This window comes from Pseudarthrobacter niigatensis, assembly GCF_030812615.1.
GTDB classification, from domain to species: domain Bacteria; phylum Actinomycetota; class Actinomycetes; order Actinomycetales; family Micrococcaceae; genus Arthrobacter; species Arthrobacter niigatensis.
On the sequence record NZ_JAUSTB010000009.1, the window covers coordinates 149,985 to 172,009 of the forward strand.

General features: G+C 65.5%; 19 protein-coding genes and 1 pseudogene. 8 read left to right on the forward strand and 12 right to left on the reverse strand.

Annotation, left to right across the window (positions count from 1 at the left end; translation table 11 throughout):
- Window positions 1-26: 26 nt before the first annotated feature.
- The 5 genes from J2T23_RS14215 to J2T23_RS14235 form a co-directional block, all read right to left on the reverse strand.
- Window positions 27-833: a YqjF family protein gene (locus tag J2T23_RS14215; protein WP_141157957.1), complete on the reverse strand. Its 807-nt coding sequence runs from the start codon at window positions 831-833 to the stop codon at window positions 27-29.
- A 63-nt stretch (window positions 834-896) separates the two neighbouring features.
- Window positions 897-1,676: an isocitrate lyase/PEP mutase family protein gene (locus tag J2T23_RS14220; RefSeq protein WP_141157956.1), complete on the reverse strand. Its 780-nt coding sequence runs from the start codon at window positions 1,674-1,676 to the stop codon at window positions 897-899.
- Window positions 1,677-1,740: 64 nt separating this feature from the next.
- A complete protein-coding gene (locus J2T23_RS14225; RefSeq protein ID WP_307360927.1) occupies window positions 1,741-2,136 on the reverse strand; it encodes a DUF1622 domain-containing protein in 396 nt (131 codons plus the stop codon).
- Window positions 2,137-2,217: 81 nt separating this feature from the next.
- A complete protein-coding gene (locus tag J2T23_RS14230; RefSeq protein WP_307360929.1) occupies window positions 2,218-3,078 on the reverse strand; it encodes an SDR family oxidoreductase in 861 nt (286 codons plus the stop codon).
- A gap of 3 nt (window positions 3,079-3,081) precedes the next feature.
- Window positions 3,082-4,002: an MSMEG_6728 family protein gene (locus tag J2T23_RS14235; protein ID WP_307360931.1), complete on the reverse strand. Its 921-nt coding sequence runs from the start codon at window positions 4,000-4,002 to the stop codon at window positions 3,082-3,084.
- A gap of 156 nt (window positions 4,003-4,158) precedes the next feature.
- Between J2T23_RS14235 and J2T23_RS14240 the strand changes: the two genes are divergently transcribed.
- Complete coding sequence (locus J2T23_RS14240) at window positions 4,159-4,746, forward strand: hypothetical protein (protein ID WP_141157952.1); 588 nt, start codon at window positions 4,159-4,161, stop codon at window positions 4,744-4,746.
- Window positions 4,747-4,927: 181 nt separating this feature from the next.
- On the opposite strand, the gene J2T23_RS14245 is transcribed toward J2T23_RS14240, so the two are convergent.
- Entirely contained in the window at window positions 4,928-5,569 is a 642-nt protein-coding gene (locus J2T23_RS14245) for a LysM peptidoglycan-binding domain-containing protein (protein WP_141157951.1), read from the reverse strand.
- A gap of 335 nt (window positions 5,570-5,904) precedes the next feature.
- On the opposite strand from J2T23_RS14245, the gene J2T23_RS14250 reads away from it, so the two are divergent.
- From J2T23_RS14250 to J2T23_RS14260, 3 genes are all read left to right on the forward strand, one after another.
- On the forward strand, window positions 5,905-6,966 hold the full coding sequence (locus J2T23_RS14250; RefSeq protein ID WP_246857364.1) for an adenosine deaminase: 1,062 nt from the start codon (window positions 5,905-5,907) through the stop codon (window positions 6,964-6,966).
- Window positions 6,967-7,227: 261 nt separating this feature from the next.
- On the forward strand, window positions 7,228-8,148 hold the full coding sequence (locus tag J2T23_RS14255; RefSeq protein ID WP_307360934.1) for a pullulanase X25 domain-containing protein: 921 nt from the start codon (window positions 7,228-7,230) through the stop codon (window positions 8,146-8,148).
- 104 nt (window positions 8,149-8,252) lie between these two features.
- On the forward strand, window positions 8,253-8,579 hold the full coding sequence (locus J2T23_RS14260; protein WP_307360937.1) for an acylphosphatase: 327 nt from the start codon (window positions 8,253-8,255) through the stop codon (window positions 8,577-8,579).
- 22 nt (window positions 8,580-8,601) lie between these two features.
- Here J2T23_RS14260 and J2T23_RS14265 read toward each other — a convergent pair whose 3' ends face one another.
- The 4 genes and pseudogenes from J2T23_RS14265 to J2T23_RS14280 form a co-directional block, all read right to left on the reverse strand.
- Complete coding sequence (locus J2T23_RS14265) at window positions 8,602-12,252, reverse strand: TM0106 family RecB-like putative nuclease (protein WP_307360938.1); 3,651 nt, start codon at window positions 12,250-12,252, stop codon at window positions 8,602-8,604.
- 146 nt (window positions 12,253-12,398) lie between these two features.
- Window positions 12,399-13,601: a TerC family protein gene (locus tag J2T23_RS14270; RefSeq protein WP_307360940.1), complete on the reverse strand. Its 1,203-nt coding sequence runs from the start codon at window positions 13,599-13,601 to the stop codon at window positions 12,399-12,401.
- Window positions 13,602-13,638: 37 nt separating this feature from the next.
- A pseudogene (locus tag J2T23_RS14275) lies at window positions 13,639-15,305 on the reverse strand (RecQ family ATP-dependent DNA helicase).
- Between the two features lie 122 nt (window positions 15,306-15,427).
- The gene (locus J2T23_RS14280; RefSeq protein ID WP_307360942.1) at window positions 15,428-16,402 is read right to left on the reverse strand and encodes an aldo/keto reductase; all 975 of its coding nucleotides are present in this window, start codon (window positions 16,400-16,402) and stop codon (window positions 15,428-15,430) included.
- A 304-nt stretch (window positions 16,403-16,706) separates the two neighbouring features.
- Between J2T23_RS14280 and fdhA the strand changes: the two genes are divergently transcribed.
- Both fdhA and J2T23_RS14290 read left to right on the forward strand, forming a co-directional pair.
- A complete protein-coding gene (gene fdhA, locus J2T23_RS14285) occupies window positions 16,707-17,918 on the forward strand; it encodes a formaldehyde dehydrogenase, glutathione-independent (RefSeq protein WP_141157944.1) in 1,212 nt (403 codons plus the stop codon).
- 112 nt (window positions 17,919-18,030) lie between these two features.
- A complete protein-coding gene (locus J2T23_RS14290) occupies window positions 18,031-18,384 on the forward strand; it encodes a GNAT family N-acetyltransferase (protein WP_307360945.1) in 354 nt (117 codons plus the stop codon).
- Window positions 18,385-18,453: 69 nt separating this feature from the next.
- Here J2T23_RS14290 and J2T23_RS14295 read toward each other — a convergent pair whose 3' ends face one another.
- A complete protein-coding gene (locus J2T23_RS14295; RefSeq protein ID WP_307360947.1) occupies window positions 18,454-18,912 on the reverse strand; it encodes a hypothetical protein in 459 nt (152 codons plus the stop codon).
- Window positions 18,913-19,286: 374 nt separating this feature from the next.
- On the opposite strand from J2T23_RS14295, the gene J2T23_RS14300 reads away from it, so the two are divergent.
- Window positions 19,287-20,240, forward strand: a complete 954-nt coding sequence (locus tag J2T23_RS14300; protein WP_307360950.1) for a serine hydrolase — start codon at window positions 19,287-19,289, stop codon at window positions 20,238-20,240.
- 68 nt (window positions 20,241-20,308) lie between these two features.
- On the forward strand, window positions 20,309-21,670 hold the full coding sequence (locus J2T23_RS14305; protein WP_307360955.1) for an MFS transporter: 1,362 nt from the start codon (window positions 20,309-20,311) through the stop codon (window positions 21,668-21,670).
- Window positions 21,671-21,676: 6 nt separating this feature from the next.
- On the opposite strand, the gene J2T23_RS14310 is transcribed toward J2T23_RS14305, so the two are convergent.
- The coding region (locus J2T23_RS14310) for an integrase core domain-containing protein (protein ID WP_307360957.1) at window positions 21,677-22,025 on the reverse strand (349 nt) is incomplete at its 5' end.

Here is a 22,025-nt window from a genome sequence, read left to right on the forward strand (position 1 = left end):
TGTTGGGCGGTCCAGGATTAGGGTCCCTAACCGTTAGTTCCCAGCACGCGTGGCCGGCCGAACCTTGTCCGGACTCCGGGGGAGTAGAGGGCGGACTCTGGCGGGCCCTTGACGTTGATACCGGCCGCCCCCACCAGTCCGTCACGGAGCCGATGGACCTTGGCGCTAAAAAGTGGCCATTCGTGGTGAGTGTTCGGGACGTAGATGCTCCTGCCGTGAAAGCGCCCGTGCATGCCGTACCTCGCCGTCAGGAAGATGGATAAAGGGTCGACGGCCGCGGTGTGCAGATCGGGGATTACCCCGAAGTTGCTGCGTGCGCCGGCGGCGCCGAGCCGGCGCACCGAATAGCCGACCGTGGATTGATTCGCACTTCCAGGTGTACGAGCTGCTCCAGTTGCCTGCTGCCGCGCGTCGCCGCCGGGAAAGGACGGCCATTGCCGGATCTGCGACCACACGTATGGGATTCCGGCAGCCCGCGTGGCCAGAACCACCGGCAGCCTGGTGGCGTCGAGGCTTAGGAAGACTACTCCGCGCGTCCCATTCGGTTCGCGGGAGTAAAGCCGGACGTTCACCTCGTTGAAGCTGCCCAGGTACGGGATGCCGGGGCCGGTTCCGAGTCCCGCTTGTTCCATGCGGAAGCCGATCAGGCCCACCCAGGAACTGCCGTCGAAAACATCGGGTTGAACCCCCTCAGGCATGTACGCGGCGGCGGCGGCCTCCGGAATGCGCCAGTGAAGGAAGACGGCATCAAGCCACCTCTGGTCGGAAAATACCGGCCTGGGAAGTGCCGGCGGACGCGGCCACACTCCTGCGGCATTCAGGTTTCCGGTCAAGGTCCTCCCACTCCTTCGCTCGGTCCGGATGGCTAAGCGCCCTGTTATTCGGCTCCGCAGCTCTCAGTTCAGCGGGCGGGTGTCTGCGGGAAGCTGGCCACCGGCGAGAAGTTTGGCAGCTGTGTCAGCCAGGGCAGTCAACGCCACCCTCTGGGTCCAGGGACCGTACGAAATGCGGGCCACGCCTAGTTCCTCCAGCTTCGCCGGCGGCAGGGACCCGGGCACGTTGATGACCGAGACCTTGTTCCAGCCAATGGCTTCCACCAGGGCCGTGACCGTGGGCTCGTCCAGGAGGCCAGGGACGAAGACCGTGGTGGCACCGACGTCCAGGAAGGCCTTGCCGCGCGCGATGGCATCGGCAAGAACGTCTTGAGGATCCCGGTCCTTTCCCTTGAGGAAGGCGTCGGTCCGCGCGTTCAGGACAAAGTCGATTCCTTCTGCAGCGCCAGCGTGCACGACGGCTGCCATCTGGTTTACGGCGTCCTCGAGCGGGCGCATCTGGTCCTCGATATTGGCTCCAACGATTCCGACTCCGATGGCTTTGCGGGTTGTCTCCCCGGGGTTCCCATAGCCGGACTCAAGGTCAGCGCTGACCGGCAGGTGGGTGGCCGCCGCGATGCGGCCCACAAAGCTGATCATCTCGTCGACGGGAATGTTCTCGCCGTCCTCGTAGCCCAGCGTCGCGGCGATCGAGTGGCTTGCCGTTGCCAGGGCAGTAGTTCCCGGGATGTCCGTGATGACTTTGGCCGTGATGGCATCCCATACGTTGACCACCTGGAGGATCTCAGGGGCCTGGTGTAGGCGGAGAAGTTCGGAGGCTCTTGCGCTGCTGTTTTCGGTCATGGGTGAAGCCTAACGGACAGTCTTTGGACACACTTCGCTGGGGTGGGCTCACCCCAGCGGGCCCTCAGCTGGGCGCGGCGGTGGAATGGGGACGGGCAGCCGACGGGTCCTTTTGCCACGGCCAGCGCCCGGTGATTTCCAACTCGAGGGAGAAGCTGAGGAACGTCCTGATCAGCACGATGATGGCCAGCACTCCGACGCTGGCGAACGTCGGCGTGACGGCAACTGTGCGGATGATGTCGGCAGCGACGAGTAGTTCGAGGCCCAGCAGGATGGATCTTCCCAGCAGTTGGCGGTAGGAACGGTAGAAACTCAGTTTCTCATTGCCCGCCGGAAGCTGCCGCGGCTGATGGCCCCGGAGCGCCATGGGGAGGGAAACCACTGCTCCAACGACCATGACTGCGACTCCTGCGAAGTCGACCAGCTGCCCAACCGTCTCAATAACCTGCCGAAACTCCATGCCCTGCCCCAGTCCGTGCCAAGCTTGTCCAAGCCCGTGCGCGGGCCCCGCTTGGCGGTCACTTTGGAACGGCGGCCCCGGTCACGGGTGGCGGACGCCGTTCCCTGCCATAACGTCCCTGTACCCTTCGCGGAACGTCGGAAACGCGAAGGTGAACCCCGTGCTGCGGAGCAACTCGTTCCGGCACCGTTTGTTGCCCCCACGGGCCGGCCCGGCATCGCCAACGCGGGGTGAAGGGAGGCCCAGTTGGGCCGCCAGGAAACGCAGCACGCTTCCCAGGTCGGCCGGCTCGTTGTCCACGCCGATGCAGACGGGGCCCGGTGCGGCTGCCTTCCCGGCAAGATGGACGATGGCAGCCGCGGCGTCGTCGCGGTGGATCCTGTTGGTGTAGCGAACGTCCTCAGGGACCACGGCAGAGCCCGCCTTCACCTGGTCAATCAGGCGCGTCCGGCCCGGCCCGTAGATGCCTCCCAGCCTGAGCGAGACGCCGGCTGTGCGGCTCCCCGAGAGCCTGGCCTGCAGGAGTCCCTCGGCTTCCAACAACACCCGCCCGGAAAATCCGCCGGGCTCCGGTGGGGTGTTTTCGTCCACCCAGCCGCCACCCGCATCGCCGTAAACAGCAGTGGAGGAGACAAAGATGACCCGCTCCGGCGTCACCTTGTCCCGGTCCAGCGCATCAAGAACGTTTGCCACCCCGCGTACATACGCAGACCGGTATGCCTCCTCCGTAGGGGAGTCCGCAGCAACAGCGATGACGACGGCGGTGGTGTCCGCGGGGACGGGCGGCAGGTCCGTCGAGCCCAGGTCAGCCGCGGCGCCTTCAATGGCTGCCGGCAGTTTCGTGGGGGAGCGGCGCCAGCCCACCACGCGGTGGCCCAGGGCAGCAAACCGCAGCCCCGCCTCGGTGCCCAGGTCCCCGCACCCCGCCAGGAGAACCGTCATGGCCTACGGTGCCTCCACCGGGAAGAACACGCGGGGATCCTGCAGCAGCGCCGGATAGGTGAATGCCGAGCGGTCGATGATCTCGGTGACTTCAAAATTCCTGCCAAAACGGCCGTCGGCCAGGGTAATGGGACGCCCCACCACCTGGCCCACTGCAAACCTGGCCCCGTTTTCGAAGGGGACAGCAACCGGAGTCTTGCCAGGAAGGGTACGGAACGCCTCCTCCTGCGCCTGGCGTTTGCGGGTGGGCTTCTTCGCCTGGGGCCTGGGCGGCGCTTTCTTCGGCGCACGCGACGGCCGCCGCGAGCCGTCCTCGACGTAGACGGGCGAATAGCCGTCGTCCCCGGCGGACATCGCGGCCGCGGCAGCAGCGCTCCGGTTCACGGGCGGGAGCGCCACAGTGGAAAGGGACTGGGGATCGACGTCGTCATGCGGTTCGCGAAGGATCCACAGCAGGTCCCCTTCCGGCTCCTGCGGCAGGAATTCGTGCCGGGGTTCGGGCCAGAGATAGTCCATTTCAGGAATTGCATCCGGGAAGACAGGAGCATAGAACTTGGGTTCCTTGTGCACCAACTTTGAGCGGTGGCTCAGGTGGAAGTCCGGGTCTCCGAGCCATGGCGGCATCACGATTTTGGCGGCGTAGTCGGGGTGCCCGGCCTGCGGCGCGAACTCTGCGATGTTCGCTCGTGTGTTGTCCGGGTGGCCGCGTTCGAGCCATTCGTCCACCATGGCCAGTCCGTACATGGTGAGGGCGGGCACGTGGCCCATCCACATCCGGATGGCGGGGTGGGTCTGCCAGCCGTACCCGGGAATCACCAAGGCACGGAGGGTTTGCAGGGCTTCGACCCGCTGCTTGCCCAGCCGTGCGGTGTCCAGGGCTTTGGCGCTTTCGCGGAAGTCAGGGTACGGGAGGAAGGTTTGCATCTATTCAGTCTGACGGCATGCGGCGGATGTTCCAATTACAGTGCCCAGGACCACTTGGGGCATGACGGTGTGTCCAAATAATGGACACCTGCATACGGCTCCCAGCTTGACCCACTAAGATCACCGCAACCACCCCCGCGTTTTGGAAGCTCTCTCATGACATCTACACCTGACAAAGCCGTCGACCACGCCCGAGCCGCACTGCCCCGCTACGGACAGATGTTGGGGCCGGAAGCCCAGGGAATCCTGGTTCTCGACGAGTTCACAATCGATCCTGCCACGGCGCGCAAGGATCAGCACCGGTTCCGCGACGGCATGGCTGCCGTTGCCAGGACGGTCCGCCGCATTGCTGCCCTCAGGGTGGTCATTGCCCTCGTAGCCATCGGAAACCTGCCCCTCTTCCTGCTCTCCAGCGGCTGGTGGATCTATGGCGTTTCGCTGACCCTCGTGGTTGCAGTGCACGCCGCCGTGACGCTGCTCAACCGGCACGAGCCGCGGCTCAAGCAACGGTCCGCCCTGGAACTGCACATGCACCGGGAACGCAGCGCCAACTACCGTCAGCTGCGGGACGCCGTGAAGTACATGATCGACACCCCCAGCCGCATGAACGAGCACCTCTACTTGGAGCTGCTGGCCGTGAAGCGGGTGGCACTGAACCTTGCGCATGGCACTGTCGCCTTGCTGGACACCAGTGACGAGTCCGCCTGGAAAGTTCGGATCGTCCGCGAGCTCCCCGCCAGCTGACCGTCCGGACCCTGCCGCCCACGGCGGCAGGGCTTGGCGGTTAAAGTACGACGCCGGCACATCCCTCGTGGGGGTGTGCCGGCGTCGTACTTTGGTCAACGGAATTTGTCTATCGCCGACCTGCCTGTGTCGCCTTGGAAAGGCAATGCGGCCAAAGCCGCTGGTGAAGCGTCCGCTGGTGCTACGCGGGAAGCTGGATGACCTGTCCCGCGAACACGAGGTTCGGATCCGAGATGGTGTCCAGGTTGGCGTCGGCAAGGTGCTGCCACCCACCCTGGATGCCCAGCTTCTGCGCAACGATGCTCAGGGTGTCCCCGGCCTGCAGGGTGTACGTCTCGCCGCTGAGCGGAACCGAGGTTGCGTGCCGCGGCGCGGGGGCCTGCCTGACCGGAGCGTTCTGGACCGGCGCGCTCTTAGCCTGGGTGCTCTGCACCGGTGCGCTCTGTACGGGGGCGCTCTGGACCGGTGCTCCGCCGCCGCCGCTCAGTCCCAGCTGCGACGAGCAGGACGGCCAGGCACCCCAGCCCTGGGAAGCCTGAACCCGCTCGGCTACAGCGATTTGCTGTTCACGGCTGGCGTTTTCGGGGGAGCCCGTTCCGCCATACGCGGACCAGGTGCTGGAGGTGAACTGCAGGCCACCGGAGAAGCCGTTGCCCGTGTTGGTGGACCAGTTGCCACCGCTCTCGCACTGCGCGAGTGCGTCCCACGTGGACGTGGGGGTAGCTGCGTTGGCCGCCGTGGCGGAAAGGGCCAAACCTGCCGCGGAGACGGCGGCCAGGGTGACTCCGCGGCGCGCGGCAGTACGGAATTTGGTGTTTTTCATGATGGGGATGCTCCTGAAGGCCACCAGCGCTGGTTCCGTCCCCGGAGATCGTCGCGCCACTGCCCGCCCCTGACGAATAGAGGTCACTGTCGGTGGCTGCCGCTGGGCAGTTCTGGTGAAGGCAGCACCGGGCAATCAAGTCGCCCGCCGAACGGGCATGTATTTCACGCTAAGACATCGTCTGGGCGTTATCAAATCGAGATTCCGCCGGCGCGCTGGGGATGGGCCCTCGCATAGATAGCCACCACCGCGCCGGTGTGCGTTCAGGAGCGCGGGCGGACTGCCTCCGCGAGTGCGGACGGGCGCGAATCGCGCGGGGGCACTATTCTGTCCCGATGGACAACTTTTCCGGCGGCAGCGCCATGCCCGAAACCGAGACGGACTCCGTGGAACCCGCGGTACCCGCCAAGCCCCTTCCGGTGGCCGAACTTCACCTGCACATCGAAGGCACGCTGCAGCCCGAACTCATCTTTGCCCTGGCTGAACGCAACGGCATTGAACTGCCCTACTCGGGCCTGGACGAGCTCCGCGAAAAGTATGAGTTCACCGATCTGCAGTCCTTCTTGGACCTCTACTACGCCAACATGGCCGTGCTGCGCACCGAGCAGGACTTCGCGGACATGACGCGGGCATACCTTGAACGGGCTGCCGCCGCGGGCGTCCGGCACGCGGAGATCATGATGGACCCGCAGGCGCACCTCTCCCGCGGGATTTCCTTGGAGGCGTGCGTCAGCGGTGTCGCCTCGGTGCTGGCAACCTCGGAGGACGAATTCGGCATCTCCACCATCCTCATTGCGGCGTTCCTGCGTGACCTGCCGGAGGAGTCGGCGCTGGAAGTCCTGGACCAGCTGCTGGCCATGGATGCCCCCATCGGCGCCATTGGGCTGGACTCGGCAGAGGTGGGAAACCCGCCCTCCAAGTTCGAGCGGCTGTACGCGAAAGCGCGTGAAGCAGGCCTGCGGCTGACGGCGCACGCAGGGGAGGAGGGCCCGGCGTCGTACATTTACGAAGCCCTGGACATCCTGGGTGTGGAGCGGATCGACCATGGCATCCGCTGCATGGATGATCCGGAGCTGGTGGAGCGTCTGGTGGACGCGCGCGTTCCGTTGACGGTGTGCCCACTGTCCAACGTCCGGCTCCGTGCCGTTGACACCCTCGCTGACCATCCGTTGCCCGCCATGCTGGCCGCAGGATTAAACGTGTCAGTCAACTCAGACGATCCCGCCTACTTTGGCGGCTACGTGGATGACAACTTTGCCCAGCTCACCGCGGTGTTCGAGCTGTCCGATTTCGACAAGGCGCGGCTGGCAGCGAACTCCATCCACTCTTCCTTCGCAACGGAGGAGCGGAAGGCGGAGCTGGTAGCGGAATTGAACGGCAGGGAAGTAGCCGACTGACCGCTGCGGTACCGGGCGCAACAGCCGGTCTTTCCGCCCGGTAAACTAGGTGCCGCAGGCGTGTCTGGGGAGTGCAGGGCAGCACCCGTGTCAGCGCTTGAGGGTTATGCAGACAGCCCTTACCCGAGACCTCCGCCTCACTTGCGGCACCATCCGCTTCATAGTCGGTCACGACACGCAGAGTTAACCAATTAAAGTCGCGCGATTTAATGGGCAGTTGGCAAGATGCCTAAGACCGATCGCTTTTATATAAGGGGAATCATGGCCAAGTCCACCGCAGAAAACACCTACCTTCGACTCAAGACCGTCCTGGATGTCCTGACCGAAGGCGTGTGGTCCGGCGATGCACTGAATGCGGGCCAGGTCCTGGCGGAAGCAACCGCCCGGGTACCGTTCAACGACCATGAGTCCGAGCTCCTCAGCGGCGGAATCCCGCGCGGACACAAGACCCTCACCTCGGCCACTGCCAAACTGGTCAAGGCGGGCTGGCTGGTTAAGGGCCGCTCGGGCTGGACCATCACCGAGGACGGTATGCGGGCCACGGTCGCCTTCCCTGATGCGGACTCCTTCGCGGCCGCGCTCGACGCCGGCACTCCCGTCCCTGCCGACACCCCGGTTCCCACGGCTCCCGCAGGTTTCGTCCGGCCGGTCTCCGCCGCTGCGGCAACACTGGAGGTTCCGGCGAAGGCGGAGGCTCCGAAGAAGACCACCCGCAAAGCCTCCGCCAAGAAGGCGGCCTCCGTTGTGGGCAAGGCAGCCAAGGCACTCGAGGACGCCGTTGAGCCCGTGGTTGCAGCCGTCCGCAAGAAGGCCCCTGCGAAGGACACGGCCGGAACGGCTGCTGCCGCCGAGCCGCTGGAGGGCCCTGACGTCGAAACGCTGCCGCAGCCCGAGGCCGTGGCACTGGCCGGCGATTTCAACACCATCCTGGGTGCGCCGGAGAACTGGGCACCGCAGTACGACGAAGCACAGATGGAATTCGACATCCTGGACCAGCTGTGGAAGAAGAGCGCCGAACTGCCGGCAGGCTACTACACGTTCAAGATCGCCCTTAACCGCTCCTGGACCGAGAACTACGGTGCCTTCGGCACCTTCGACGGACCCAACCACGAGCTGCACCACACCGGCGGCACGGTCACCATCCGTTACAACCACGCCACCCGCGATATCACCATCAACTAACCGGCCTGCAACCCCTTCTTGGGTCGCAGGCGCCCGTCCCATGGCATTACGGCGGCGGTCACTGCGACCCGATGGGGGGCAGCAGGGTTTGGGAGAGGAACAGCATGGGCAGGCACGCAGGTTCTCCGCACGATCCAGCGCGGGGCGGTTCTGCGCAGGACACTGTCAGGCTGGACGCCAAGGTCTTCGGCATGGTCCAGGGTGTGGGTTTCCGTTACTGGACCATGGGCACGGCGGAGGAGCTTGGATTGTCAGGCGAGGTAAGCAACCTCGACGACGGTTCAGTTCGGGTGATTGCCGAAGGCGCCGAACCGCAGGTCAAGAAACTGCTGGACTGGCTCAAATCGGACCGGACTCCCGGCCGGGTGGAGCGGGTCGAGTCTGACTTTTCTGCTGCCCGGGGGACTTTCAACAGATTCCGGGCCCACTGACCGGCGCTTGCCGCCGGTGCGGCTACTCCCGCGGGCTGAGCCCGATGAAGGCACCGAGTTCCTCCAGCGCCGCTGGCTTGTGCGGCATATAGCTGGTGAGCTCGGGGGAGCGGACCATCACGGCACGCCATTGTCCGCGCGACACGGCCACATTGATGCGGTTCCGGTTCAGCAGGAACTCAGCTCCACGCGGAGCCTCAGCCACTGCCGAACAGGCCATGGAAACCAGCACCACTGGAGCTTCCTGGCCCTGGAACTTGTCCACCGTGCCCACCCGCACCTCCGGCAGCCCGGCCTCGGCCAAATGTTTGCGGATCAGATGGACCTGGGCGTTGTAGGCAGCGACCACCAGCAGGTCCTGCTGCTCGAGCGGGCGGGACTCAGAGTCCGCGCCCGGCGTCCATTTCAGGCCGAGATGGCGGCGCGCCTGCCGGACCACTTCCTCTGCTTCTTCCCGCGAGGCAGTGGCATTGCCGCTGTGACCAACGAAGACCGTTTCCACTCCAGGCGGCAGCCCCTCGAGCTCGCGAAGCGATGCAGCAGGAGCAGAGTGCAGCTTTCCTTCGTAGCTGAGGTTGGATACCGCCCGGCACAGGTCCGGATGCATCCGCCAGGTATCTGCCAGGAAATACCCCAGGCTTGAAGGCAGGGTGGCGTGGCCGGCCGCCAACCAGCCCAGCGCTGACTCATCCACGGGTTCGGGGTGCGTGCCCTGGGTAACCTGCGGAAGCTGTTGCGGGTCGCCCAGCAGGAGCAGCCGCTTGGCTGCCACAGAGACCGCCAGGGTGTTGGCGAGGGAGAACTGGCCTGCCTCGTCAATGACCAGCAGATCCAGTGACCCGGACGGGACTTCCTTGCCCGTCATAGTCCAGGCAGTGCCGCCGACCAGGCAGCCGGAAGGCGACTCAAGGAGACGGGCCACGTCGCCTTCCGATGTGAGGCCCCAGGGAACGTGATGTGGCGCGGCCAATTTCTTGGCCACCGCGTGCGGATCCACTCCGCCGGTTTCGATGGCTCGGCAGAGCAGGTTTTCCACCACGTTGTGCGACTGCGCCACCACGCCAACCTTCCATCCGCGGGCCACGAGCCTGGCGATAACGTGGGCGCCTACGAAGGTCTTGCCTGTCCCCGGCGGGCCCTGGACGGCCAGGTAGGAGTGGTCCAAATCCTGCAAGGACTCCGTAATGGCCCCGGCGTAGTCGGCAGCGCCATCCCCGCCGTGCAGCACCTCCGCGGGACCCGGCCTGGAACGAAAACGCGGTGGCAGTTTGCGCAGGATGTCCAGGCCCGGCTGGGCTGGAAGGACCGGGGCAGAAGCCCCCACCGTCCGGGCTATTTCCGCGATGGCTGCTTCGATACTGGCGGTGGCCAGGGGCTGGTCCTCGGTCAGGGCCACGGGCAGTTGCGGGTAGGCGCCCACCTTTCCGGTCTCCCGCTCCGCAATGGTGACCAGGTGTTCCGGGCTGTCCGGCGCCGCCTCAAGCTCACTGATCCTGGTCCCGAACGTGAAAGCCCTTGTTCCGGACGCGGCCTGCGGGTCAGCCATCCCATCAGGCCCGGGTGCGTCATACAGCCGGCACCAGCTGGAGCCGGGGCGGAAATCGGAACCCTCTGCCATAGTGCCCCGGAGCTTCAGGACGCGCGTGCGCATCCGTTCCCGGGGCTTGGCCAGAGCCCAGTCTGAGACCACTTCCGCGGAGGACACAATGAACACGTTCCGTTGGTCGGCCCAGGTGTCCAGTGGCGCCTCGACCCGGTCGAAGTGTTGCCACCAAAACTGCTTGCGCTCCCGCCGGTGGTATCCGGTGGCGGCTGCCACCATGGCGAGGGCCCTCTCATCATCGGTCCAGGGCCGGTCATCGGGAAGGCTGGCCAAGTACTCCCGCAGCTGCGTCTCTTCCTGGGTTTCCCCGGGCCCCCGCCTGACGCCGCCCTCGCCTTCCCCTCCGGCGGCCATCACTTCCATGGGTCGCCCGTTGGCGGCGACCGCTCCGCCACCGGCTCCGTCTTTCTGCGCCCGCGGTGCGATTTCCAGCAGCCAGTCCCGAAGCCGAAGGGTGGAGAGGCAGTCGTAGTGGTTGTAGTCGGAGATGGAAGCCAGGATTGTGGCGGCTTCCTCATGCCGTCCGGCGTCACGCGCAGCGCAGTAGGCGGCGTAGGCCACCACGGAGGCGCCGGCATCCTTGACGTCGCCGGACCGAAGGTTGTCTCCCATGTAGAGCGGTTCGAGCTTCTTGATGGAGTAGGAGGCCTCCGAGATGCGGATCGAGTGCCGGACGGTGGCATACAGGTCCACCAGCAAGCCCTGCCTCAGCCAGTCATCCACCGTGTCCTCGCCGGCCTGGTGGGCCAGGGACAGGTTCCGCAACGCAGTTTTTTCGTAGGCAGCGTAGTGGTAGACATGCATGTCCGGGTAGACGGCACGGCGTTTCTCGACGTACTCCAGGAAATCCAGGAAGGCGCGGCGTTCCCCGGACCGGGAGTGCGCCCAGAACGGCCGGAACACCGGATCATCGGCGGCACCCGGCACCGGAGCTTCGACGACGCCAAAGAGGTACTCGATGCCCCACGCGCCCGTGGCCGGATCCTGCCATAGCGGATCGCCCTCGAAGTCGAAGAAGATGTCACCGTCGCTGGGGGCAGGAAGCGAGCCGATGGCATTGTCCGGCAGCACGCTGAACGACACTGTATGCGGCTGTCCATCCTTCGTGAACGTCCGGGACCCTGCGGTTCGATCCAGGCCGAGCTGCATCCGCGCCTGGGCACGGAGCCTGGCCACCGAGTTCCTTGCCTCGCCGGCTGGCATCGCAGCCAGTTCGTCGATGGTGGTGATGCCGGTCCCGTGCAGTTTCCGCCGCTGGGCCACCGACATGCCCGCTACCATCAGGAGATCCCTGTGGAGCTGCACCTGTTCCGCGCAGTAGTCGCAGCGTCCGCAGTGCACGACGCCGGGCTGTTGCCACTCCACTGCGCCGTCAGCGGCGCGGTGGCTGGCTGTGAGGTGGCGGAAGCGCCGGCGTCGTTCCCGGAAGACGGGCAGCAGGTCCGGCAGTGAATGGCTGCTCCGCAGCCAGTCCTCACCTACCCGCGTTCCAAGGACCAGCGTGACGACGGGGGAGGGGTCCAGCCCCATCCCCAGGAGTTGATCGCCGTAGGCGGCCAGCTGCAGCAGTGCCCCAACTTTGGCGTGACGGGCAAGTTTGGTGTCCCAAACCTCGTAGCGGCCCGGGTTGCCGGTGCCCGCAGCCTCGTTGACCAGGAAGTCGGCGTAGCCGAGGAACTCGCCGTCGAAAAACGTCGCCTGAAAGACCACATCTGCCCCGGAGCGGAGGGCGAGCTCGGTTTCCGCCTGCTTTGCCTGCAGCTCCCCGCGCAGGTTCTGGCCACGTTCGAGGGAGTAGACCCCGGCGCCGCGGCTCGCGTCCCACTCACCGTACTTGGCCACCAGGCTGGCGAGCACGGTCTGCTCGTGTTGGTCGCCCAACTCGCCGGCGCGCTTCTGCATCTCGTCAGTTGGGAACTCTGCCTTGGGAGCACGGCCCAGCTTTTCGTCCACGACCCGGAGCGTGCGGTACTCACATTCGGAGGCCGCCACAAGGTCGCTCGCGGAGAAGACCAGGTCCGGCGGCGCGTCGGACCCGGCATGATGACCGGCAGCGTCCAGCAGAAACACGGGGCCTCCCCAACTGTTTGCGGGCCCGGAGTCGGTTCCCCCGGCCTGGAATCAAACCTAGCAAGCGGGGCCGACAAACACTCCTGTAAGCCTCAGGACGATTCAGATCCGGCACATTCCACGGTCCCGAAACTGGGCCGGTAACCTCAGCCCTCGGCCGCGGCGGCCCGCACCTGGGCCTTGTCGTGCTCGTCATGGGCTTTCCGGATCAGGTCCATGAACTCCGTTTCATGGCGGACCAGCCGCTTGTACTTCTCGGGAAGCTTCCGGATCTGGTCCTCCTCACGGACCATCTTGGCGAAGATCTTGTCCCGCTCCGCCATGTCCGTTTCGTAGTTGAGGTCCACGTACTCGGTGGCGTGGCGCCTCGCCCCCGATACTGCGTTCTTGGCCTTGCCCATGGGGCTGAAGACCGAAGCGAGGATGGTCACCACCAGCACCCCGAGGATCACGCTGAGTGACAGTCCGGTGCTGACCTCCACCACGTTGACGTGCCCGCCGTCGTTAATGAAGGGCAGCGTGTTTTCGTGCAGGGCGTGCAGGATGAGCTTCACGCCGATGAACCCCAGGATAGCGGCAAGGCCGTAGGAGAGGAAGATCAGCCGGTCCAGCAGGCCGTCGATCAGGAAGAACAGCTGCCGCAGGCCCATCAGCGAGAACGCCGTGGCAGTGAAGACAACAAAGACGTTCTGGGTCAGCCCGAAAATTGCCGGGATGGAGTCCAGGGCAAACAGGATGTCAGTACCGCCGATGGCCACCATTACCAGCAGCATCGGCGTCAGAACCCGCTTGCCGTTCTCCACCGTGAACAGTTTGTCGCCATCGTAATGTTCCGAGGCGGGCAGCAGTTTCTTGGCGAGCCGGACCACCAGCCCGTCGGAGTCGTCGTCGTGGTCGTCCGGTTTGAGCAGGTTTCCCGCCGTAACCAGCAGGATGAGCCCAAAGATGTAAAACACCCAGGCGAAGCTGTTGATCAGCGCCGCACCCAGGAAGATGAAGGCCGTACGGGCAATCAGGGAGAAGACAATGCCGAAGAGCAGCACCTTCTGCTGGTCAGCCCGCGGCACCTTGAAGCTGGCCATGATGATCAGGAACACGAAAAGGTTGTCCACGGACAGGGCCTTCTCCGTGACGTAGCCGGCGAAGTACTCGGTGCCCATGTCGGATCCGCCGAACACAAGCACAACCAGCCCAAAGAGCACCGCGATGGTCACGTAGACGGCGGACCAGGTGGCTGATTCCTTGAGTGAGGGGGTGTGGGCCTTACGGACGTGGAAGAAAAAGTCGAAGGCCAGCAGCGCAACGATCGCCGCGATGGTCAGGGTCCAGGCATAAACAGGTACGTCCACGCGGCGGGCCTTTCGTTGGGGTGTACCCCCAGCCTACCTAAGCGGGTTTCAGCAGCTGGTGCTCCACGACGGCTGCCCTGGACAGCGTTTTGTACCCTTCCTGCTCGAAGAGCACCGTGATGACATCGTCCTCGTGCCGCATCACCAGGCCGAGGCCCCAGTCCTTATGGACCACCGTGGACTGCAGCGGGAAAGGCTCGCCGGCAGCGGACGCCGGCGCGCCGCCGTCGGACTCCTTCGCCGCCGCCTGGTTGGCGGCTTCAGCACACCCGTCACAATTGCCGCAGGGTCCGGCAGGTCCTCGCCAAAGTAGCCGAGCAGGAACTTCCGGCGGCAGCCGTCCGTCTCGGCGTAGGCGCGCATCATGGTCAGCCGCGACTGGTCAACCCGCTGCCGGGCTTCGGCCAGCTCGACGGCGTCACCCACCAACGCGGGCAGCTTGGCTTTGGACGTGAGCCGCACCCCGCGCTTCCCGGTGCTGACGGCATCGATTTCCTCCAGCTGGTTCACAAGGGACGTGATGCGCCGGGCCTTGAACCCCGTCAACTCCGCAAGGGAGGACTTGGGCGTGGGTGCATGGGCGGCCTTGAGGACCTTCAGGACGGCAAGGAGAGACCCGGGATCGGGGGAGTGGGTGCCGAAGAATTTCCGCAGGCCAAGGTCCTCTGACCGGTAGTGCAGGACGGCTGAGGCGGGTGCGCCGTCCCTGCCTGCCCGTCCGATCTCCTGGTAGTAGGAGTCCAGCGATTCCGGGATGTCAGCGTGCACCACGAAGCGCACGTTGGGCTTGTCGATTCCCATGCCGAACGCGGTGGTGGCCACCACCACGTCCAGCTCGTCGTTCAGGAACAGCTCGTGGATGCGTTCCCGGTCCCCGGCGGAACGGCCCGCATGGTACGCCTCGGCCCGCAGCCCCTCCGCGACCACTTTGGCGGCGTATTTCTCCGTGTCCTTCCGGGTGGCGGCGTAGAGGAGCCCATGCCCTTTGCGTGCCAGGCCAGCGACCTGCACCAGCACGGCTTTACGCTTGTCCTTGTCTTCGTGGTGCCGGACCACGTCGAGGCTGATGTTGGGCCGGTCGAACCCATGCACCAGCACCAAGGGCTTGTTCATACCAAGCCGCTCCATAATCTCGTCCCGGACCGGAGGGGAAGCCGTAGCTGTCAGGGCAGCCACGGGCGGGTTCCCCAGCTGCGCGCGGACATGTCCTAGCGCCAGGTAGTCGGGCCGGAAGTCGTGTCCCCAGGAGGAGACGCAGTGTGCCTCATCCACGACGAACAGCGTGATGTCCAGTGCCTTGATACGGTCCACGGTTGCCTGCTTGGCCAGCTGTTCCGGGGCGAGGAACAGGAACACGGCCGAGCCTTCCCCGGCAGCGCGCCAGGCATCCTCGATTTCGGCATCGCTGTGTGAGGAATTGATGGCTACGGCGGCATCCGGTCCGAGGAGCTGGGACAGGCCGTCCAGCTGGTCCTCCTGCAGGGCAATCAGTGGTGAAACCACGACGGCGGGACGTCCCGTTGCCTTGTGCAGGTGCAGTGCTGCGACCTGGTAGATCGCTGATTTGCCGTAGCCGGTGGGCATGACGGCCAGGACATCGCGGCCTTCCGCGAGCGCGGCCATGCCGGAAAGCTGCCCGTCCCGAAGGTCCGGCAGGTTGAAGGAGGAAGCAGCAAGGGCCCGAAGGGCAGGTTCGTCGGACATGGAACTGGGCTCCGCACAGAAGGAAACTGCGGCCGCTTGCTTCAGCCGTAGGAACCACCCTACGCCAGCCCCGCCCCGCCGTCGTAAACCATTGCAGTGGCCGGCCGTGCGTGCTTCCCTGGCTACGTGTCGATAGAGGACATGTTGGGGTAGCGGGCACCGGCAGTGGAGCCCGCCGGTGCCAGCTCGTCCAGGAGTTGGAGCTCGTCCTGGGTCAGCTCCACGTCCACGGCGCCGAGGTTCTCGTGCAGGCGTTCGCGTTTCTTGGTACCGGGGATCGGCACGATGTGTTCGCCCTGTGCCAGCAGCCAGGCGAGGGCCAGCTGGCCGGGAGTGCACTGTTTCCGGTCCGCCAGCTCCTTGACCCGGTCCACGAGTTCCAGGTTCCGTGTGAAGTTCTCCCCCTGGAAGCGGGGGGAGTGCCTGCGGAAATCGTCCTCGGCGAAGTCGTCCACGCTGCGGATCTGGCCGGTGAGGAAACCACGGCCCAGGGGGCTGTACGGCACGAAACCGATGCCCAGCTCCGCGAGCACGGGGAACACCTTGGTCTCGGGCTCCCGCTCCCACAGCGAGTACTCCGTCTGCAGCGCGGTGATCGGGTGCGCGGCGTGGGCCCGCCGGATGGTTTCCGCGGATGCTTCGGAGAGGCCCAGGAAGCGGACCTTCCCGGCCTGGACCAGTTCCGCCATGGCGCCCACCGTGTCCTCGATGGGAACCGTCTTGTCCACCCGGTGCTGGTAGTAGAGATCGATGTGGTCCACCCCCAGCCGCTGCAGGCTGGCGTCGCAAGCGGACCGGACGTAGTCGGGCCGGCCGTTGATGCCCACCCAGGAACCGTCCTCGCGGCGTTCATTGCCGAATTTAGTGGCGAGCACAACGTCTCCGCGGCGTCCTGCAATGGCGCTGCCCACAAGTTTCTCGTTCGTGAAGGGGCCGTACATGTCGGCCGTGTCCAGCAGCGATCCGCCGGCGTCCAGGAACTCGTGGATCGTGGCCACCGACTCCTGCTCGTCACCGGTGCCGTAGAACTCGCTCATGCCCATGCAGCCAAGGCCAAGGGCGGAGACTCTCAGTTGTCCAATAGTGCGCGTTTTCATGCCGTTCTCCTCAACGGTAGAACTTGCCTGGGAACCGGCCGTCCTGCATGTGCGGAGCCGGTTGGTACAGCGTACGCCGCGAATAAGAGTTACCCGTTGGAAGCCCCCGGCAAACAAGGGGCACTTACCCCTAGACCGCTCTGGGGGCCATGCCTAGACTGGGCGGATCCCCACCCCGGGAACCGGTACCTGACCACGACAAACATCAGGATGCACCAACCGGCCAGGACTGTTCCCCACGCGGGATGTCTCACCTACCCAGATCACGGCCGTCCCACCGGACGCCTGACTACAGGAGCGATAGATGACAGGGAACAAAGCCGTTGCCTACAAAGAAGCCGGCAAGGTCGAAGTAATTGACATTGATTATCCAACGTTCGAGCTCAAAGACGGCCCCGGGGTCAATCCCGCCAATGTGGGACGCCCGGTCAACCACGGGGTCATCCTCAAGACCGTGGCCACCAACATCTGCGGATCGGACCAGCACATGGTCCGCGGCCGCACCACAGCCCCGCCCAACCTTGTGCTGGGCCATGAGATCACCGGCGAAGTGGTGGAGGTGGGCCGCGACGTCGAGTTCATCAAGGTGGGCGACCTCTGTTCCGTGCCGTTCAACATCGCCTGCGGACGCTGCCGGAACTGCAAGGAACGCAAGACCGGCATCTGCCTGAACGTGAACCCAGACCGGCCGGGCAGTGCCTACGGCTACGTGGACATGGGCGGCTGGGTGGGAGGCCAGGCCAACTACGTGCTGGTCCCGTATGCAGACTGGAACCTGCTGAAGTTCCCGGACAAGGACAAGGCCATGGAGAAGATCCTGGACCTTGCCATGCTGTCGGATATCTTCCCCACAGGGTTCCATGGTGCGGTCACAGCCGGTGTCGGCGTTGGCTCCACCGTATACGTGGCCGGTGCCGGTCCTGTTGGCCTCGCAGCGGCCACCAGCGCGCACCTGCTGGGTGCCGCCGTCGTGATTGTGGGCGACATGAACGAGGGCCGGCTGGCGCAGGCACGCAGCTTCGGCTGCGAGACCGTGGACCTTTCCAAGGGTGACCCGAAGGACCAGATCGAGCAGATCCTCGGCGTCCCGGAGGTGGACTGCGGCGTGGACGCCGTCGGTTTCGAAGCGAAGGGCCACGGCCATGACGCCAAGGAGGCACCGGCGACCGTCCTGAACTCCCTGATGGAGCTCACGGCCGCCGGCGGAGCGCTCGGCATCCCCGGCCTGTACGTCACCGGTGATCCGGGCGGCATTGATGACGCCGCCAAGAAAGGTGCGCTGTCGCTGAGCCTGGGCACGGGCTGGGCCAAGTCCCTTAGCTTCACTACGGGCCAGTGCCCGGTCATGAAGTACAACCGGCAGCTGATGATGGCCATCCTGAATGACCGGGTCAACATCGCCAAGAACGTCAACGCCAAGGCGATTCCGCTGGAGGAGGCACCGAAGGGCTATGCGGAGTTCGACGCGGGCGCAGCCACCAAGTACGTCCTGAACCCGAACGGCTACCTGAGCTGACGCGGCGGCGGGCGGGGGTGTCGCGATAGACCGCCGGTTGCGGAAATAAGTGGTGCCCCGTGCAGGTTAGGCTTTGCACGGGTCAGCACCATCCGCAACCGAAGGAGTTCCCTTGAGCGACATCACCGTCCGCCACAACCCCGGGCGCGAACGCTTCGAGATTCTTGATGCCGGCAATGTGATCGGCAAGGCGGCGTACAAGGAGTACGACGGCGGGGAGTCGCCGCAGCGGATTTTCTACCACACCGTCATCAATGAGGAATACGGCGGCCAGGGCCTGGCCGGCCGCTTGGCCACGGTTGCCCTGGACAGCACGGTGGAGGAGGGCATCGGCATCGTCCCGGTGTGCCCCTTCATCAAGAAGTTCCTGGCCAAGCACCCTGAATACCTGGCCAGCGTGGTGGCCGTGGCCCCTGCGCACCTGGAATTCCTGGACACGGCGCTCGCCGCGCGCACCCGGGGCTAGGCTTCGGCAGGCAACGGCCTGCCGCGCTCCTTGGCTTTCACATGGGCAGCCCACTTTCGAGCTGAGGCCTTAGTGCCGGAAACGCTCCCGGGCCGTTCGGGCGGATGTGCCGAGCGCGGCGCCGATGGCCTCCCAGGAGTCTCCGTTGGCGCGGGCCGCCCGGACGGCCGCCTCCAGCTCGGACTCCGCGTTCTCGGCAACCGTCCGGGCAGCGGTGATCCGGCGGAAGCCTGCGGCGCTTTTGTCAATACGTGGCGTCGGGCCCAGGCGAAGGAGAGTACCGTCAACCCGTAGCGGCGCCGCCAAATGCTCCACCTGCAGCACGTATCCGTCGTCGGGGCCGCGCTGGATGAAGAGGGTGAGGACGGTCTGTCCGTCGCCATCGTCAAAGTCGACTTTTCCGTAACCCTCACGCGGTCCAACCGGCCATGGGCGCGGCTTCAGCCGCCCTGTCGATTCGTAGGTGGCCCCCTCGTGGACGTCGTGCGCGACACGCGCGTGCGGGGCTGGTGCTTCAGGCGGGTTCATGCACCGTTCTCCTTCGAGTTGTCCTGCTGCTTCACGATCGGTTCCCCTAACAACGTGATGCCCGTGGCGGCATGCGGCACCGCCCCCGTACAGGTACCAGTAGACGCCACCCCGATTTGAAGCGCACGAGTACCCTGTACTCGAAGTTTTCGACCCCAAAAATTGTTACTGAACCGGAGACTCCCTGGTGCGGGCGGCGCCAGGGAAATTGCGCGTCGGCAAAGATTCGGCGGGTCGCCGGAACGGCCCGGCGGAACGTCCGGCAAGCCTTCAGGAAGCTCCCAAATTCCGGTGATTTAATCAGCATCTGTCAGCGCGGCACACCCCCGCGCTGACGTTGTTTGAAATTGCCGAAGCGGACCAGGAGCCCTTGTATGTCCATGCACCCCATGGTGCCCAAACCCGGCCGCGATGCTCCGCCGCCGGTGCCGGGCAAGCCGCCGGCTCCGGGTACGCCGTCAGCCGGCAGGCGGCAGGGGCATAAGAGGCTGCTCATCCTGGCTGTCGCCTTGGTGCTGGTGATCATCGGCACCGTGACCCTCGCGGTGGTCCGGTCGGAGCCGCGCTCGGGCGCCGTAGTTCCCACGCAGCCCGCGGTTCCCGCCTCACCGGTGGCGGCCGCCCCGCCGTCGTTGCAGGACAGCGTGGACAACATCCTTGGTGAAGCGGACCAGTACCGGATCGGGCTGGCGCTCGCCGACGTGTCCGGCGGTGCTGAACGGACGTTTGGCGATGCGGAAACCTTCACGGCGGCCAGCACGGCCAAGATCCTGACCGCCGCCGCCTACTACCACCTGGTGGAGAACGGCCAGGCGAGCCTGGACGATCCCATGGGCGACTACGATGCGGCGTTCCAGCTCAAGGCCATGGTCAACGACAGCAGTAACGATTCCTGGCTGCTCCTGATGGATGCCGTCGGCTACCCGCAACTCATTGCCTACGCGGCGTCAATCGGGGTCACCTACGATCCCGAACAGAACATGCTGACCGCGGCGGACATGGCCCTGATCCTCAAGAAGCTGTATGCGGGGGAGCTCCTGGACAAGGACAACACGGAGCAGTTGTTGAGCTACATGCAGGACACCAACAACGAGGACCTCATACCCGCAGGATCACGTTCCGGAGTGGACGTCTACCACAAGTACGGGGAGGTGGGCGGGGAACTGCACGATGCAGCGCTCCTGAGCTACCGCGGCTCCACTTTCGCACTGGTCATCTACACCGAGAACCCGGAAGGCGTGCCGGATGACGGGCAGGCCGAGGTGATCCGGGACCTCACCAGGGCCGTCGAGGACGCGCTGTTCCCGGTGGGACTGACCGCCAAGTAGCCAACGCCACACCACGATTGGCGTCCGCCAAGTCGTTCCCGGCGCCTGCTGTGGGCCAGACTGTTACCGTGAGCAACAAACCCAGGACTGCCCTGGCCGTCGCCGGACTCAGTCTGGGCACGGCACTGAACCCGCTGAATTCCTCCATGATCGCCGTGGCCCTGGTGGTGCTGCGTGCCGACTTTGGGCTCGACGTCGCGGCCGTCACCTGGGTGGTCACATCCTTCTATCTGGCCTCTGCCGCCGGCCAGCCGGTCATGGGCAGGCTGGCGGACCGGTTCGGCCCGCGGCGGATGTTCCTGCTGGGCATGGGACTGGTGGCCATCACGTGTGCGCTGGCTCCGCTGGCCCCCAACTTCGCGCTCCTCTGCGTCGCGCGTGCGGTCATGGCCCTCGGCACGGCCACCGCATATCCGAGTGCGGTAGTGATGGTGGGCACGCTGGCACACCAGGCAAACGTGGAGGCGGCGCGCCCCCTGGGGCGGCTGCAGATGGCCAACACGTCGGCCGCCGCTGTGGGTCCCGTGGTAGGTGGTTTGCTGGTGGGTTTTGTGGGCTGGGAGTCGCTGTTCCTGGTCAACGTGCCGTTGTCCCTGGCGGCGCTGCTGATCGTCGCGAGGGCGGCACCGCCGGACAAGGCCAGGGAACGCGGCAGCGTGGCCGAGCTGGTGCGGGACTCGGATCTCCCGGGCATCGCAGGTTTCATCGGCGCGCTGTTGCTGGTCATGATGGCGGCGCTGAACGTGGCACCGGACTACCGCTGGCCGATGCTGGCTGGCGGAACCGTGCTCGCAGCGCTGTTCGCCTGGCGCGAGCTGCGCTTCGCCAAGCCCTTCCTGGACCTGCGGCTGCTGGGCCGGAACCGGCCGCTGATGCTGGTGTACCTGGCCTTCGCCGTATTCAGCAGCGTTTACTACTTCGTTTTCTTTGGCCTCCCGCAGCTGCTCCAGGAGGCCGGCGGCTACGACCCCGGTGTGGTGGGCCTGCTGATGCTGCCCCTCGCCGGGATGTCGGTCGTAGCCACCCCATGGGCGGTTGCGGCGATGGGACGGTTCGGTGTCCGGCGGGTGTTGCTGGCCGGCGTCGTCCTTTTGACGGTGGTGGCGGCGCTTATGTGGGTACTGACCGGCACCCTGGCCATCCCCTTCGTGGTGGTCCTGACAGCCCTGATGGGCATCCCCTACGGAACCGTGGGCATCGCCTCCAACCAGGGCATGTTCGTCTCGACGCGGCCGCAGGACCGGGGCGTCGCGGCGGGCATCTACCAGACCTGCCGCTATGTGGGTGCCATCACCGCCACCGTGATGATCGGGGTTTTCGCGTCCGGCGGGGTGCACCAGGACAGCTGGATGCGGATGGTCCTGGCCATGCTGGTGCTGTGCGTGGTGACGTTCGGGATTTCCGTATTCTGGCGGCAGCAAAAGGCCTAGCTGTACTCAGTCAGTAGGTTGGTTGCACCTACTGATCGGTGGTTTGCCTCCGAGGCTGCCGTGTGGCCGGTGGTTGTTGTAGAAGTTTAGCCAGGGCTGGAGCGCGTCCGTGCGGGCTTGGTTGGATGTGAAGGGTTGCCGGTAGGCCCAGCCTTCCTGGAGGGTGCGGTTGAAGCGTTCTGCTTTGCCGTTCTGCCAGGGGTGGCGGGGTTTGATCAGGATGTGTTTGGCGCCCAGTGCAGCGAGTGCGTCCTGGAAAGCTTTCGATAACCGGTAGGCGAAGGCGTTGTCGGTCATGACTCTGCGGACGGGGGCGCCGTTGGCTGCCATGGCCGCTGCCGCACGGGTGAGGAAC